This window comes from Streptomyces sp. NPDC051563, assembly GCF_044454225.1.
In the GTDB taxonomy this organism is placed as follows: Bacteria; Actinomycetota; Actinomycetes; order Streptomycetales; family Streptomycetaceae; genus Streptomyces.
The window spans coordinates 95972-110088 of sequence record NZ_JBITDL010000019.1; the positions used below are offsets into that span (position 1 = coordinate 95972).

At 72.4% G+C, this 14117-nt stretch carries 12 protein-coding genes; 4 read left to right on the top strand and 8 right to left on the bottom strand.

What is annotated here, in order from left to right:
• Positions 1-891, top strand: a complete 891-nt coding sequence (locus tag ACIA8F_RS23285; protein ID WP_399381422.1) for an EamA family transporter — start codon at positions 1-3, stop codon at positions 889-891.
• A 180-nt stretch (positions 892-1071) separates the two neighbouring features.
• On the opposite strand, the gene ACIA8F_RS23290 is transcribed toward ACIA8F_RS23285, so the two are convergent.
• From ACIA8F_RS23290 to ACIA8F_RS23305, 4 genes are all read right to left on the bottom strand, one after another.
• Positions 1072-1956 carry a trypsin-like serine peptidase gene (locus ACIA8F_RS23290; RefSeq protein WP_399381424.1) on the bottom strand — a complete coding sequence of 295 codons (885 nt, stop codon included), beginning with the start codon at positions 1954-1956 and terminating at the stop codon, positions 1072-1074.
• A complete protein-coding gene (locus ACIA8F_RS23295; RefSeq protein WP_399381425.1) occupies positions 1872-3101 on the bottom strand; it encodes an alpha/beta hydrolase in 1230 nt (409 codons plus the stop codon). The genes ACIA8F_RS23290 and ACIA8F_RS23295 overlap by 85 nt, the downstream gene beginning before the upstream one ends.
• A 137-nt stretch (positions 3102-3238) precedes the next feature.
• Positions 3239-4474, bottom strand: coding sequence for an alpha/beta hydrolase (locus ACIA8F_RS23300; protein WP_399381427.1), 1236 nt, complete (start codon positions 4472-4474; stop codon positions 3239-3241).
• A 131-nt stretch (positions 4475-4605) separates the two neighbouring features.
• Positions 4606-4758 carry a hypothetical protein gene (locus tag ACIA8F_RS23305; protein ID WP_399381429.1) on the bottom strand — a complete coding sequence of 51 codons (153 nt, stop codon included), beginning with the start codon at positions 4756-4758 and terminating at the stop codon, positions 4606-4608.
• Between the two features lie 294 nt (positions 4759-5052).
• Here ACIA8F_RS23305 and ACIA8F_RS23310 point away from each other — a divergent pair, with 294 nt between their 5' ends.
• Positions 5053-5355: a superoxide dismutase gene (locus ACIA8F_RS23310; protein ID WP_399381431.1), complete on the top strand. Its 303-nt coding sequence runs from the start codon at positions 5053-5055 to the stop codon at positions 5353-5355.
• Between the two features lie 141 nt (positions 5356-5496).
• On the opposite strand, the gene ACIA8F_RS23315 is transcribed toward ACIA8F_RS23310, so the two are convergent.
• Both ACIA8F_RS23315 and ACIA8F_RS23320 read right to left on the bottom strand, forming a co-directional pair.
• Positions 5497-6180 carry a response regulator gene (locus tag ACIA8F_RS23315; protein ID WP_399381433.1) on the bottom strand — a complete coding sequence of 228 codons (684 nt, stop codon included), beginning with the start codon at positions 6178-6180 and terminating at the stop codon, positions 5497-5499.
• Positions 6177-7523, bottom strand: a complete 1347-nt coding sequence (locus ACIA8F_RS23320; protein WP_399381434.1) for a sensor histidine kinase — start codon at positions 7521-7523, stop codon at positions 6177-6179. Before ACIA8F_RS23320 ends, ACIA8F_RS23315 begins: the two co-directional genes overlap by 4 nt.
• 109 nt (positions 7524-7632) lie before the next feature.
• Between ACIA8F_RS23320 and ACIA8F_RS23325 the strand changes: the two genes are divergently transcribed.
• Positions 7633-9549 carry an FtsX-like permease family protein gene (locus tag ACIA8F_RS23325; protein ID WP_399381436.1) on the top strand — a complete coding sequence of 639 codons (1917 nt, stop codon included), beginning with the start codon at positions 7633-7635 and terminating at the stop codon, positions 9547-9549.
• A 50-nt stretch (positions 9550-9599) separates the two neighbouring features.
• On the opposite strand, the gene ACIA8F_RS23330 is transcribed toward ACIA8F_RS23325, so the two are convergent.
• On the bottom strand, positions 9600-11789 hold the full coding sequence (locus tag ACIA8F_RS23330; protein ID WP_399381438.1) for a DEAD/DEAH box helicase: 2190 nt from the start codon (positions 11787-11789) through the stop codon (positions 9600-9602).
• Between the two features lie 230 nt (positions 11790-12019).
• Between ACIA8F_RS23330 and ACIA8F_RS23335 the strand changes: the two genes are divergently transcribed.
• Positions 12020-12601, top strand: a complete 582-nt coding sequence (locus ACIA8F_RS23335; RefSeq protein ID WP_399381440.1) for a Uma2 family endonuclease — start codon at positions 12020-12022, stop codon at positions 12599-12601.
• Positions 12602-12829: 228 nt separating this feature from the next.
• Here ACIA8F_RS23335 and ACIA8F_RS23340 read toward each other — a convergent pair whose 3' ends face one another.
• Positions 12830-14110 carry a tyrosine-type recombinase/integrase gene (locus tag ACIA8F_RS23340; protein WP_399381442.1) on the bottom strand — a complete coding sequence of 427 codons (1281 nt, stop codon included), beginning with the start codon at positions 14108-14110 and terminating at the stop codon, positions 12830-12832.
• Positions 14111-14117 lie beyond the last annotated feature (7 nt).

Here is a 14117-nt window from a genome sequence, read left to right on the forward strand (position 1 = left end):
ATGCGCACCCCAACGGCCCGTATCTGGTTCGCCCTTGCCCTCGTCTACGTCGTCTGGGGTTCGACCTACCTCGGCATCCGGATCGCCGTCGAGACGATGCCCCCGTTCCTCTCGGCCGGGGCCCGCTTCATCGCCGCCGGCCTCCTCCTGGCCGGGATGGTCGCCTGGCGCGACGGCCCGGCCGCCCTCCGGGCCACCGGGGCCCAGGTGCGCTCCGCGGTCCTGGTCGGGCTGCTGCTGGTGCTCGGCGGCAACGGCCTCGTCGTCCTCGCCGAGACCTCGATCCCCTCCGGGCTCGCCGCCCTCCTGGTGGCCGCCGTACCGATGTGGCTGGTCGTCCTGCGCGCCGTCTCCGGCGACCGCCCCTCCCCCCGCACCCTGGCCGGGGTCCTGCTGGGCTTCGGCGGGCTCGCCGTCCTGACCAGCCCGGGGCTCGGCGGGGAGATCGCACTCGGCGGGGTGCTCCTGGTACTGGCCGGCTCGGTGTGCTGGTCGCTCGGCTCCTTCGGGTCGGGGAAGCTGCCGCTGCCCGCGAACCCCTTCACCGGCAGCGCGTACCAGATGCTCGCGGGCGGCACCGGCGGGATCCTCGTCGGCCTGTGCCGCGGCGAACACCACGGGCTGGACCTCGGCTCGTACTCCACCGCGTCCTGGCTGGCCCTCGGCTACCTCGTGCTGGTCGGCTCGCTCGTCGGTTTCACCGCGTACGTGTGGCTGCTGCGCGCGGCTCCGCTCTCGCTGGTGGCCACGTACGCCTACGTGAATCCGGTCGTGGCCGTCGCCCTGGGATGGCTCGTCCTCGACGAGGCCCTGACCTGGCCGATCCTGCTCGGTGGCGCGATCGTCGTGGCGGCGGTGTGCGTGATCGTTAGCACCGAACGGCGCGGCTGACCGGCTCCGGGGCGACTAGGCCGTCTCTTTCGGATCTTGTCGGCCGAGCCCGCGGCGTCCGGTGCCGTGCCCGGGCGTGCTGCCGGGGCGTTCGCGTACTGGGCGTACGTGGTCGCCCCGGCAGTGCGGCCGGGCGCGGTGCCGGGCGTCGCGGGCCCGGCAAGATCCGAAAGAGACGGCCTAGCCCGCGGGCTTCGCCGCCCGCTCGTACAGGGCCTTGGCCCGGTCGTCGAACAGGGCGGCCGTGGAGTCCACGTCCGTGTCCCCGCCGCTCAGCACCCCGATGAGCTGCCCCGGCCGCCCCGGACCGCCGCGGTCGGCGATCCACGGGCTGCCGCTCGTGCCGGTCCAGAACCCGGAGCAGTTGATGTAGAGCATCGCGGGGTCGTCCTCGTCGTGCCGGCTCTGCGTCGTACAGGCGACGGGCTTGTTCTCGGGGTTGTGCTCCGACTGCGGATAGCCGACGACGGTCACCTCCCGCTCGTAGCCGGAGGTCCAGACGGGCTTCGGGGCCTCCCCGCGGCCGACGACGTCCTGCAGGCTGCGCCCGTCCGCGTCCGGTTCGACCGTGAGGAAGGCGAAGTCGGCGGTGTCCTCGCCCCACTTCGTCCAGCGCTCGTCGACCTGCACGGAGCGCACCTTCCACAGGCCGAGCGGCCGCTGCCCGGAGCCCTCCCCGGAGAAGGCGGGGGCGAAGGAGAGCTCGCCGATGGCCAGCCCGTCGTGCGCGGCCTCGCCCGGCCGCCCGTCCTCGCCGGCGGGGGCCACGCAGTGCGCGGCGGTGGCGACGACGTTGCCCTGCGGGCTGTCGACCACGCTGGCCGTGCACCAGTGCTCGCCGCCCGCCATGAGGACGCCGACGGTGGGGAAGGGGACCGTGCCGCGGTCCTCGTACCCGCCGGAGTTCCCGACGAACACCACGGCGAGCAGCCCGGCGGCCCCCGCGAGGGCGGCCGAGACGATCCCCTTGAGCCCGGGGCTCACCGCGGGGCGGCGCCGCTCGCGCCGCCGCTCGGGGCCGGCCGCGGCTTCGGGGTGGGTGCGGACATCACCTTGCTGATCCACTCCAGTGCGCCCTCCCTCATCCCGCGGACGTAGGACTTCCCGTTGTGCTCACCATCCTGGATCACTTGCAGCGTGGTGTGCACGGGGCCCTTCCCGTACTCCTTCATGAACCGCTCGGCCTTCTCGCGGCCGGATTCCGCGGTGCCGATCTGGAAGTTCACGTAGACGTCCGGGCCGCCCGCGGCGATCAGCTTCGCGGCGAGCTTCTCGGGGTTGTTCTCGTCCATGGCCTGCGTGTTCCCCTTCCACAGCGGGGAATCGGGGACGATGTCGACCCCGCTCGCGATGGCCGCCTTGAAGCGGTCGGGGTACTTCAGGACGTGCTTGAAGGCACCGAAACCGCCCGCCGAGGAGCCCATGAAGGCCCAGCCGTCGCGGGAGGTGAAGGTCCGGAAATTGGCCTTCGTGAAATCCGGGACGTCTTCGACCATCCAGGTGCCCATCTTGGGCTCTCCGGGGATGTCCGAGGCGTCGAAGTGGTGCTTGGTGTCCGCGTTGTGCACCGGCATGACCAGGATGAAGGGCAGGCTCTTGCCGGACTTCGCCCCGTCGCTCACGGCCTGCTGGAGGCCGAGGCCGGGGCCGGTCCCCCAGTAGTTCGTGGGGTAGCCGCGGCCGCCGGGCAGGGAGATCAGGACCGGGAAGGCGCTGTCGGCGTACGCCGGATCGTCGTACTCCTTCGGCACCCACACCCAGACGTCGCCCGTGAAACCGGACTTCTTGCCCGTCAGGGTGGTCTTGGCGATCTGGGTGCCGTCCGGCAGCCGGGAGGTCCGGACGAACGCGGCCTTCGGCCCGGTCGGCATGCGCACGCCGGGCGCGGCCCCGGTGTCGGCGGCGGTGGCGGCCGCGGCCCGGGACTTCCCGAAGGAGACGGGATCTCCTATGTCCGAGAAGAGCCCGTAGCGGTACGCGGCCGTCCCGCCGCCCGCCACGAGGGCGAGCCCGAGGCCCCCGCCGATCAGGATCATGCGCAGCCGGCGCCGGGGGCGGCCGTGGCCGGTCCCGGGGGCGGCCGTGGTCGCGGCGCCGTCGGGACCGGCCGTGGTCGCGGCCGTGGTCCCGGCCTCGGTCCCGGCCTCGGTCCCGGCCGTGGCGGCGTCCCCGGTGGTGGCGGCCCTGTCACCCTGCAGGTCTTGGTGCACGGATCGTTCCCGTTCCTTCTCCGGCGCCCCTGGGGGGGCGCGGGTTGGACCGTTTGGTCCCCCTTACATCCTTAACAGAGGTATGAACGACCGGATGGGTTGCCTGGGACGGGTGGACGTGGCGCGGGCCACGCGGATCAGCCGGTTTCGGGCTTCGGACCCTTGAGGACCTTGCTCACCCATTCCAGTGAGCCCTCCTTCATGCCGCGCACGTAGTGCCAGCCGTTGTGCTCGCCGTTCTGGATGTCCCGGATGGTCATCTTGACCGGGCCCTTGGCGTACTTCTGCTGGAACTGCGTCATGCGGTCCTTGCCGCTCTCCTTGGTCCCGATCTGGAAGTTGATGTAGACCTCGGGACCGCCCGTGTCGATCAGCTTCTGGGCGAGCTTCTCGGGGTTGTTCGCGTCCATCTCCGCCTGGTGGCCCTTCCAGAGCGGGGAGTCGGGGACGATCTCGCCGCCGCTGGCGATCACCGCCTTGAAGCGGTCCGGGTGCTGGAGGACCTGCTTCATGCCGACGAAGGCGCCGGAGGAGGAGCCCATGAAGGCCCAGCCGTCGCGGGACTCGTACGTACGGAAGTTGGCGCGGGTGAAATCCGGGACGTCCTCGGCGATCCAGGTGCCCATCTTGGGCTGACCGGGGATGTCGGAGCCGTCGTAGTAGTACTTCGCGTCCGGGTTGAGGACCGGCATGATCACGATGAACGGCAGGCTGGTGCCGGCCTGGACGCCCTCGCTGATGGCCTTCTGGAGGCCGAGGCTGCGGTCGGCCCAGTAGTTGTTCGGGAAGCCGTTGCCGCCGGGGAGCGCGATGAGCACCGGGAACCCGCTCTTGGCGTACTTCGCCTCGCCGTACTCCTTCGGCGTCCACACCCACACGTCGCCCTCGAAGCCGGACTTCGCGCCCTTGAGGCGGGTCTTGGCGATGATCGTGCCGTCGTCGAGCTTGGTGGTCTGCTTGAACTCGGAGGCCGGGCCGGTCGCGAGCCGTACGTCCGGGTCGCCGGTCGGAGCGGGCGGGCTCGCGGGGGCCCGGCCCGTCCCCTGCTCGGCCCCCGGACCGGCGGGCGGCGGGGTCTTGCCGAAGCTCACCGAGGAGCCGTTGCCGGAGAACCAGTCCAGCTTCCAGGCGGCGAAGCCGCCGCCACCGAGGACGAGCACGAACGCCAAGGCCGCGGCGGTCCACACGGCGCGGCGGGAGCGGGAGCGCCTCGGGGGCCCGGGTATGTGCGGGGGGACGTACGCCCCGGCGGGCGGGTCGGGCCGGTACGGCGGGTGGGGCTGGGGCGCCTGGTAGGGCGGGTACGGCTCGTACGGCTCGTACGACTGGTACGGCTGCTCATCGGGCCGCGGGCGCTGCGGATCCTGGTGCACGAACTTCGCTCCGAACGGTCATGGCTGCCCCCCGGTGGGACAGAAGGGGCTGGGCTCCCCCTAGTCCTGATGTGTGAATGCCCCGGACAGTTCCAAATCAGTGCAAAAACATGATCCGGAGCCGCGGAACCTCACCGCAGCGCGTCCAGCACGCCCGCGCAGCGGCCGAGCAGCCCGACCCTGGGCGCGGCCCCTGCCGCCACGGCCGCGGCCGGCCGGGGAGCCCGTACGGAGATCTCCACGGCCTTCGGCCTGCCCGGCGAGCGGGTCTTCCCGGAGGGCATAGCCGCCGACCCCCGCACCGGCACGGTCTACGTCGGCTCCCTCGCGAACGGCGCCGTCTACCGGGCCCGCTCCGGCGGGCGCGCGGCGGAGGTCTTCCTGCCGCCGGGCACCGACGGGCGGCACACCGCGAACGGACTGCGCGTCGACGGGCACGGCCGGCTCTGGGTGACGGACCCCACCTCGGGCGTCTCCGTCTACGACACGCGCTCGGGGGCCCGGCCGGCGCACTTCGAGATACCGGGGAGCGCGCCGCGCTTCCCCGGACCGACCCGGCCTCCGGGGCGGTGTCCCGCGTGGCCCTGACCGGCGGGGACCTGAAGACCGCCGACGGACTCGACCTCGCCCCCGGCGGGGTGCTGCGCGCGGCCCAGAACACGCGCAACACCCTGAGCCGCTGGCAGGTGTCGGCCGACGGCGCCCGGGCCCGTCTGGTCCGCACCCTCACGGACCCCTCGCTCCAGATCCCGACCACGCTGGCGCGGGTGCCGGGGCGGACCCTGGTGGTCCGGTCGCAGTTCGACAAGGAGGGCGGGCCGATGCCCTCGGCCGACGGCGCGCCGACGGCGTTCACGGTGGCCGCGGTCCGCGGCTTCTGAGGCCCGGGCGGGCTCCGTCGGGGGCCTCCGCGAGGCCGTCGGGCGCCGTCGGGAGGCCGTCGGGCGCCGTCGGGAGGCCGTCGGGCGCCGTCGGGAGGAGGTCGGGCGCCGTCGGGAGGAGGTCGGGGGCCCCTCGGCAGGTCAGCCCCGCAGGTAGGCCAGGACGGCGAGGACCCGGCGGTGGGACTCCTGCGCCGGAGGCAGGTCGAGCTTCATCAGGATGTTCCCGATGTGCTTGCCCACCGCCGCCTCCGAGACGGTGAGCCGGCGGGACACCTCGGCGTTGGAGTGCCCCTCGGCGACCAGGGCGAGGACCTCCCGCTCGCGGGCCGTGAGCCGTTCCAGGGGGTCGCGGCGGCGGCCGATGAGCCGGCGCACCACGTCGGGGTCGACCACGGTCCCGCCGGCCGCCACCCGCGCGACGGCGTCGAGGAACTCCTCGACCTGCCCGACGCGGTCCTTGAGCAGGTAGCCGACGGCCGTCCCGTCCCCGGAGTCGAGCAGCTCGGCGGCGTACGAGCGCTGCACGTACTGGGAGAGGACCAGGACGGGCAGGTCCGGCCGCCTCTCGCGCAGCCGCACGGCCGCCCGCAGTCCCTCGTCGGTGTGGTCCGGGGGCATCCGTACGTCGGTGACGACGATGTCCGGCCGGTGCTCGGCGACGGCCGCTTCGAGCGCGGCGGCGTCGCCGACGGCCGCCACCGTGCGGTGGCCGAAGCGGGCGAGCAGCCCGACGAGGCCCTCGCGGAGCAGCACGGAGTCCTCGGCGAGGACCACGCGCAGGGGCTGCCGGACGGCGGCTCCCGCGGGGGCGGACGGGTTCACCGGGTGTCCGGCGCCTCCAGCGCCTTGGCCGGCCTGGTCGGCTTCGGCGCCTTGGTCGGCTTCGGCGGCTTCGGCGGCTTCGGAATGCACGGGATCTCCACACGCAGCAGGGTCGGGCCTCCGGGAGGACTGGTCAGGGTCAGTCTGCCGTCCACGACGGACACCCGGTCGGCGAGTCCCGTGAGTCCGCTCCCCCGCCCAGCGTCCGCGCCGCCGCGGCCGTCGTCGGCCACTTCCACGGTGAGGCGGGTTCCGTCGTGCCGGCCGGTGACGGTGATCCGGGCCGCCCCGCTGTGCTTGGCCGCGTTGGCCAGGGCCTCACTGACGAAGAAGTACCCGGCGGACTCGGCCGGTTCGGGCAGCCGGCCGGGGAGGTCGAAGTCGGTGTCGACCGGGACCGGCGAGCGGTCGGCGATGTCGGCGACGGCGTCGGGCAGGCCCCGGTCGGTGAGCACCTGGGGGTGGATGCCGTGGACGAGCTCGCGCAGCGAGGTCAGTGCCAGCCCGGCCTCGGCGTGTGCGGCGGCCAGTTGTGCGGCGAGCGGGCTGCCGGGCGGGGCGTCGAGCCGGGCCAGGCCCAGGGTCATCGACAGGGCGACGAGCCGCTGCTGCGCGCCGTCGTGCAAGTCCCGTTCGATCCGCCGCCGCTCGGCGTCGAAGGCGGCCGCCAGCCGGGCCCGGGAGCTGGTCAGCTCGGTGACCTTGACGGCCAGGTCGCCCGGGCCGGGGCCGAGCATCAGCCGGGCCAGGGCCGCGCGGGCGGCCGCCGCCGCGCCGAGCCCGCAGAGGAGGAGCGGGAGGAGGAGCAGGCCGGCCGCGGCGCAGAGCAGGGCCCCGGGGTAGCCGGTGACGCCGTGGATCTTGAGGGGGTTGGCCTGCTGCCCGTCGAGGGCGAGCAGCACCGGGGTCGCCAGGAGGTCGGCGGGCACCAGCAGCGCGGCGCCGACGGCGAGGAGTTCCAGCGGCCACAGCAGGGTGGCGGCGAGCACCGCGTAGGTCAGTTCCCGCCAGGTGGCCTGCTCGCGGAAGCGGGTGCGGGCCCATGCCGCGGGCCCCGTACGGTCCGGGTCGCGGTGCGGGTCGGGCAGCGGCGCGGAGCCGGGGTCGAACAGCCGCAGCCGGCGGCGCTCCAGGGCCGCGAACGGTACGCCGGACAGTGCGAGCGCGGCGAGCAGCGGGAGGCCGACGAGGACGAGGGCGAGCACCGCCCCGGACACCGCGAGCAGGGTCAGCACGGTGCACGCGAGGGCGCCGGTGATGCCGCCGGTGAGCAGGTAGGCGGCGGCGCGCCACGGCCGGGCTGTGCGCAGGTAGCGGCCCGGAACGGGGAGGGGGAGCGGCATGCGTCCACCGTAGGCGGCCGGTGCGGGCGGCGCGGTAGGGCTGGCCCTACCCCTGGGACTCGCCCCTGCCCCGCTGACCGGGGGGTGCTCGGCCGGTTGGCTGGGAGCCATGCTGAAGATCGCATTGAGGTCGCTGCGGCGGCGCTGGATGACACAGGTGGGAACGTTCGTCGCGGTGGCCCTGGGGGTCGCGCTGATGACGGTCATGGGGCTGGGGCTCGCCGCTTCGGCGGCGCTGCCGGCCGGTGCGGAGACGGCGGGCCTCAACGCGATGCTGGGCACCGCGGGCGGGGTGGCCTCGTTCGTGGCGGCCTTCGTGGTGGCCTCGACCTTCTCGTACGCCGTGGCCGCGCGGCGGCGCGAGCTGGGGCTGCTGCGGCTGGCCGGGGCGACGCCGGGGCAGCTGCGGCGCCTGGTGATGACGGAGGCGGCGGCGGTGGGGCTGGCCGGGTCGGCGGCCGGAATCGCCCTGGGCGCGGCGGGGGCGCCGCTGACGGCCCGCTGGACGGTGACGCAGGGGCTGGCTCCCGCCGGGTACGCGATCGGGGACCAGAGCTGGCCGCTGCACACGGCGTTCTGGACGGGACTGCTGGTCGCGCTGTCGGGTGCGTACGCCGCTTCCCGGCGGGCGGGCCGGGTCGGTCCGCTGGAGGCGCTGCGCGAGGCCGTGACCGACGAGCGGCCCATGACTCCGGGGCGCTGGGCGGCCGGTGGCGGGCTGCTGCTGTGCGCGGTCGCCTTCGTGGGGTGGCGGCTCGGGTCGGACCCGGGTTCGCTGCTCAAGCGCAAGACGTACACCTGGCAGCCGATGCTGCTGATCTCCGCCTGCGGGATGCTGGCGCCGGTGCTCGTGCGGCCCGCCGTGCGGCTGCTGATGTGGCTCCCGGTCCGGCTGACCTCCTACGCGGGCCGGCTGGTGCGGGCGAACGCCGCCGCCGGGATCCGCCGGACGGCGGCGGTGGCGGCTCCGGTGCTGGTGATGGTCGCGCTGACCGGATCGCTGCTGGGGGCGGCGTGGACCCTGGGCGAGGCCAAGACGGTGGAGGCGCGTGCCCGGACCGGCGCGGACTACGTGCTGACCGGCGGGCGGCTGCCGGATTCCGCGGGGATCCCGGGCGTCCCGGCGGGGAAGGTCCTCGCGGTGGCCGACACCCGGCTGACGGTGCTGGAGGAGGGGTTCGTGAAGGTGCCGACGGAGGCCTCGGCGGTCGACCCGGCGGCGCTGGCGGAGGTCTCCCGGCTGCCGGTGGTGGCGGGTTCGGTCGCGGATCTGGACGACGGCGGCATCATCGTCACGGAGGAGTGGTGGCAGCACCGGGTCGGGGACTCGGTACCGCTGTGGCGGGCGGACGGCACCGCCGCCCGGCTGCGGATCGTGGCCGTGATGCGGACCGGCACCGGCGACAACGGGGCGTACGTCACCCGGCGCAACGCGCCCGGCGCCGAGGTCTCGCGCATCGAGGTCGAGGCCCCCGCGGCGGCGGCCGCAGCGGTCCGCGAGGCGGCGGCCCGGTACGGGGCCACGGCCCGGACCACGCACGAGTGGGTGGCGGCGACGCACCCGCGCACCAACCGCTTCACGGCGCTCGGCTACGTCCTGGTCCTGGGCATCGCCCTGGTCTACACGGCGATCGCGCTGGCCAACACCCTGCTGATGGCCACCTCCGACCGGTCCGGCGATCTGCGCCTGCTCCGGCTGGCCGGGGCCACGCGGGGCCAGGTCCTCGCCGTGACGACGGCCGAATCCCTGCTCGCGACCGCGGTCGGCACCCTGCTCGGGACGGCGGTCACCGCGGTCAACCTTGCGGGCATGCGCGCCGCCCTCGCGGTGCTCGGCGTCGACTCGCCGGTGGTGGTCCCCTGGCTCGCGATGGGCGCGGTCGCCGGTGCCTGCGCGGCACTCTCGGCGCTCTGCACCGCCCTGCCGGCGGCCCGCGCCCTGCGCCGCGGGACAGGTCGAACTGGCCCCTTGTGGACCACGACGTGCTCGCCGGCCGCGGCCCGTTCCGGCACGGACCCGAGATAGAGACCTTGCTTGTGTATCGAATTGCGCACGAAGGGCCCGGCTGACCGGATTCACGGAGACAGGGCCTCTCCCGCCGGTCTGCGCACCGCTCCAAGCCGGGCCTGCTCCTCCTCGACGATCTGGCGGGCCATCGACGTGTCCGAGACGTCGACCGCGTCCGGCGTCGACTCGGCGACCGCGCTGCGCCGTGCGTACGCGTCGAACAGGCGGGTCTTGTTCTTCAGCATCTCCACCATCCGCTCGTCCACCCCGCGGGTGGTGAGCAGCCGGTGAACCCGGACCGAACGCACCTGCCCCATGCGGTGGGCCCGTGCCACCGCCTGGTGCTCGATGGTCGGTTTGATCTGAGGCTCACAGATGATCACCACCGACGCGGCCTGCATGTTGAGCCCCACCCCCGCCGCCTCGATCTGCGCCACCAGCACCGCATGGCCCGGTACGGCGGCGAACTCGTCCACCAGCTGCTGACGGCGCGCGGGCGCCACGCTTCCCGAGAGCGGACCGAACACCCGACCGCCACCCGTGCCCCGCGCAGCGTCCAGCGCCTCCTTCACCGTTCCGAGGACGTCCCTGAAGTTGGAGAACACCACCACCTTCAACCCGTTCTCGGCGGCGTCCTCGACGATCTCGCACAGCCGGTTGAGCTTGGCCGACTTCTCGGGGCGCGCGTACGCCGCTCTGCGCATCGCCATGAAGTTGCCGGCGCGCACGGCCTCGCGGTACGCATCCTCGTCCGACGCGCTCAGCTCCTCCCACTCGTCCGTCTGCTGGAGCGCGGGCAGTTCGGTCAGCACATCCTGCTGGTTCCGGCGCAGGTAGACCGGGGCGACGGCCTTCCGAAAGGCCTTGGAACCGACCACTCCGTCACGGTCGCCGACGAACCCTGCCAGGTGCGGCTGGAGAATCTGCACAAGACTGCGGAACTCGGCGACCCGGTTTTCCATGGGCGTGCCGGTCATGAAGAGAACGCGTTCGCAGTGCCCGGACCATTCGGTCACGGCCTGGGAGCGACGCGTCTTCGGATTCTTCGCATAGTGCGCCTCGTCGACGACCAGCATCCCCACCTCGCCGCCTCCCGGCGCCGGGAAACCACGCAAGGCGTCGAAGGTGGTCACTCCTACGCCGCCCCGGCCCTTCCAGTCGGCGAACGCTTCTTGCCTGTCGGGGCCGTGCAGAGGCATCACCCGCAGCGTGCTGCGGGCCTCGATCTCGCGTGTCCAGTTGATCAGGACGCTCGCCGGGCAGACGACCATGAAGTGGCTCTGACCCTCGGCGGCGAGATGAGCCAGAGCGGCGATGGCCTGAATGGTCTTGCCGAGCCCCATCTCGTCGCCAAGGATCACCTTGCGTTGCGCCAGGGCGAAGCGCGCCCCGAAGGCCTGATAGCCGCGCAGCGACACCCGCCGGTGAGTGTCGTCCAGCATCTGATCGCGGACCCGCTCGGCAACTTCGTCGGGCAGGAACCCCTCGGCAGCGGCGGTGTCGGGCCGGCGGCCCGAGATCTCCGCAAGCTGGCTGTAGTACTCGGCGGAACGCAGCTCGAAGTCGACCCAGGCCGCGACCTCGGTCGAGGTACCGCGCAGCAGATCCACCGAGGCCTGGGCGAGCAGCTCCGGCACCCCTGCCTGCGCTGCCTCCTCGGTCAGACTGCGGACCTCTGCAACGGCCTCCCTTGCCCGAGCCCGCTTGGCCTGCCCCACCAGCAGCATCCGCAGCCGCCCGGAGGCCGGCCTGGCCTCGGCCAGCAGGGGACCGAGCCGCTCCGAGAGGGCCGCGGCCGCGTCGACGGCTCGCCGCGCATCGGGGCCCGCTTCCACCAGCACGTGCAGGGCCATGACGAGTGAGGTGGTTCGCGGCTCGGGCCGATCCACGTCGATGTGGACGGCGATGGTCTCGCGAACGGCATCGGATATCTGACGTGCCGCCGCGATGACCTGATCGGCGGTCCGCTGCCCCACGCCGGGGATCTGTCGCAACCGGTAGGAACCGGCATCGAGTACCTGCCGGATCGACCGCAGCCCGCTCCTCTCGACTTCCCCGAGCCTCAGCCGGCCCTCGGTGACCTCCTTCAGCCGGGCCACCGGGATGGCGTCCAGCGCCTGTTCCGCCGCCGTGTCGTAGATCGGCTTCAGCGCCGCCCGAACCGCCTCGACGGCCCGCCCGTGGTCACCGACCACCGCCTGCGCCGCCTCGTACAGCCGCCCTCCCGCGGCAACCGCCTCCCGCTCACTGCGCCCCATCCGCCGCGCCCCCTCTCACTGTGTCCCCGCATGCTCCCACCGCTGCGTCCGGCCCGAGGCGCAGGCCGAACTCCGCAAGATCCCTCGCGATAGGGCACTGCGCATCCTGGCCAAGCAGACCGAGCTGGAGACCGACCCCCTCCAGCACGGTCACGACGAAGGGGTCGGACCCGACAGAGTCCGACCCCTTCTGCTCCCCAGCCTGAGCTGCTGACCGCTACCGTGAAGCCATGACCGCACTGCCCGACTGGATGCGCCCGCCGCGCGCGGAAGGCTGGTTCGCAGAAGACCTGGACCGCCTCCCGGAAGCACCGCGCCACACCGAGCTGATCGACGGAGCCCTCGTATTCATGATGTCGCCCCAGCGCTGGTGGCACGGAGAGATCGTCACCGACCTCACGTTGGCTCTCAGGGAGCAGGCCCCAGCCGGTTTCAGGGTCGGCCGGGAGATGACCATCCGCCTCGATGCCCGCAACCGTCCGGAGCCGGACCTCGTCGTGACCACCGCGCCGTACGACCCGGATTGCACCTGGTTCGCTCCTGCAGACGTCCAGCTGGTCATTGAGGTCGTCTCACCGGAATCCGCCCACCGTGACCGGACAGTCAAGCTTCGCAAGTACGCCGAGGCCGGCATCCGGCACTACTGGTGCATCGAGGACGAGGACACCGTCCCCGCCGTGCACGTCTACGAGCTCGACGAGCCGACCGGCTCGTACGCGCCGGCGGGAATCTTCCGCCACACGCTCCGGCGGTCCCTTCCGTTCGAGATCAGTCTCGATCTCGACAAGCTGGCGCCCGGCCAGCCGGGCTGACGGGACGCTTCCAAGTCAGCACCAAGTCAGCACGGGAATGCAGAGGGGGTCGGACTCATCAGAGACCGCCCCCCCTGACCTGCACGTTTGACGAAACTAGCTAACATGCAGTAACGAAACGACTACACGTTGAAGCGGAACGTGCAGTGCAGGGCTCTCACCTGCGGAAACGCGACTTCGAGCGGGCCAAGTCAGCACGGAATCAGCACGGGAAAACAAGGTCAGCACCTACGCAACTTCTTCGTACCCGGCCGCTACGCTCGGCGCCTCGGTCGACACCGGTACGGGCACCGGCCTCATGGCATTCTGCATGACCTCGCGGCATCGATGCCAGGCGCCTGGGACGAGATGGCCGTAGATGTCGACCGTCGTCTTGATCGACTTGTGGCCGAGCCACCTGCTGACCTCATGGATCGGGATGCCGTTTGCGAGTGCGGTCGAGGCGAAGAAGTGTCTGAGCGAGTGCGGGGTGTACTTGTGCTTGCCGCTCGCATCCACTAGCCCAGCGGCCTTGCATGCCTTCCGGAAGTGGTACCCGTAGGTCGTGGCCGTGGGCATCGTCCCCTTGCCTCGCTCGCGCGGGGCGAAGAGGACATCCAGCTGCCGGCCGTCCCCTGCCCGGTCCTGGAAGGCAACCGGGACTCCACCCCACTCATCCTCGTGCGCGTCGATCTCCTCTTCGAGGAAGGGAGCCGTGGGGATGTCCCGGTACTCCCCCTCGGCGCGGTGCTTGAGGGGAGTGAACATGGTGCGGGAGTTGCCGCGGTTCGCCTTGGCGCTCACCTGCCAGCGGACCCGGATGAACTCGGGCCGCCGGCACTCACTCGCGAAGGCCAGGGTTTCGCTGATTCGGAGACCCGCCCCCGACTGCAAGTAGATCGTGAGGCGGTACTGCGGCGAGATGTGCTTCGCGAGCAGCTCGACCTCGCCAAGCGTCGGGATCTCGTCTTCGTCCACGGCGAGCGAGCTGACGCGGTCGATCTTGACGCCGACAGCCGGGTTTGCGGCGATGCGCTTGTCGGTGACGGCGGCCTCCATCATCGCCGTCACGAACTTCATGCGGTCGTTGATCGTCGAGGCCGCCATGCCCTCACCCGATCGGTGGAGGGCGGCTATGAACTTCTCGAAGTCAGCTTTGGCGAGCCCGGCCAGCGTCTTGCGGCCGAGATGGGGGACGAGGTGGTTCCTCGCGAAGCCCTCGTAGTTCCGCATGGTGCCTTCGGCGAGGACCTGCCGCTCCAGCCACTCCTTGACCCACCAGCGAAGCGTCATCGCTCCCCGCGCGGGGTCGAGGTAGACCCCCATCCCCTTGTCGTTCTCGACCTTCGTAGCGAAGGCGTCGGCGCCGTCGGGTCCGGTCTTCTTGGCGAAGCTCTTCTCCCGCTGTCTCGCGGTCCGCCCGCCCGGCTCTCGGTATCGAACGGTCCACTTGTGGCCGCAGCGCGCCTTCTCGCAGGGGTAGTAGCGATCCTGCTCCTCTTCTTTGCAGGGCTGAAACACGGTAGCCATGTGGCTC

What these genes read in the sequence shown, in the direction of transcription:
- ACIA8F_RS23335 (WP_399381440.1), top strand. Translation starts at nt 12,020, where the DNA reads ATGACCGCACTGCCCGACTGGATGCGCCCGCCGCGCGCGGAAGGCTGG.
- ACIA8F_RS23340 (WP_399381442.1), bottom strand. Translation starts at nt 14,110, where the DNA reads ATGGCTACCGTGTTTCAGCCCTGCAAAGAAGAGGAGCAGGATCGCTAC.
- ACIA8F_RS23285 (WP_399381422.1), top strand. Translation starts at nt 1, where the DNA reads ATGCGCACCCCAACGGCCCGTATCTGGTTCGCCCTTGCCCTCGTCTAC.
- ACIA8F_RS23330 (WP_399381438.1), bottom strand. Translation starts at nt 11,789, where the DNA reads ATGGGGCGCAGTGAGCGGGAGGCGGTTGCCGCGGGAGGGCGGCTGTAC.
- ACIA8F_RS23305 (WP_399381429.1), bottom strand. Translation starts at nt 4,758, where the DNA reads ATGCCCTCCGGGAAGACCCGCTCGCCGGGCAGGCCGAAGGCCGTGGAG.
- ACIA8F_RS23320 (WP_399381434.1), bottom strand. Translation starts at nt 7,523, where the DNA reads ATGCCGCTCCCCCTCCCCGTTCCGGGCCGCTACCTGCGCACAGCCCGG.
- ACIA8F_RS23325 (WP_399381436.1), top strand. Translation starts at nt 7,633, where the DNA reads ATGCTGAAGATCGCATTGAGGTCGCTGCGGCGGCGCTGGATGACACAG.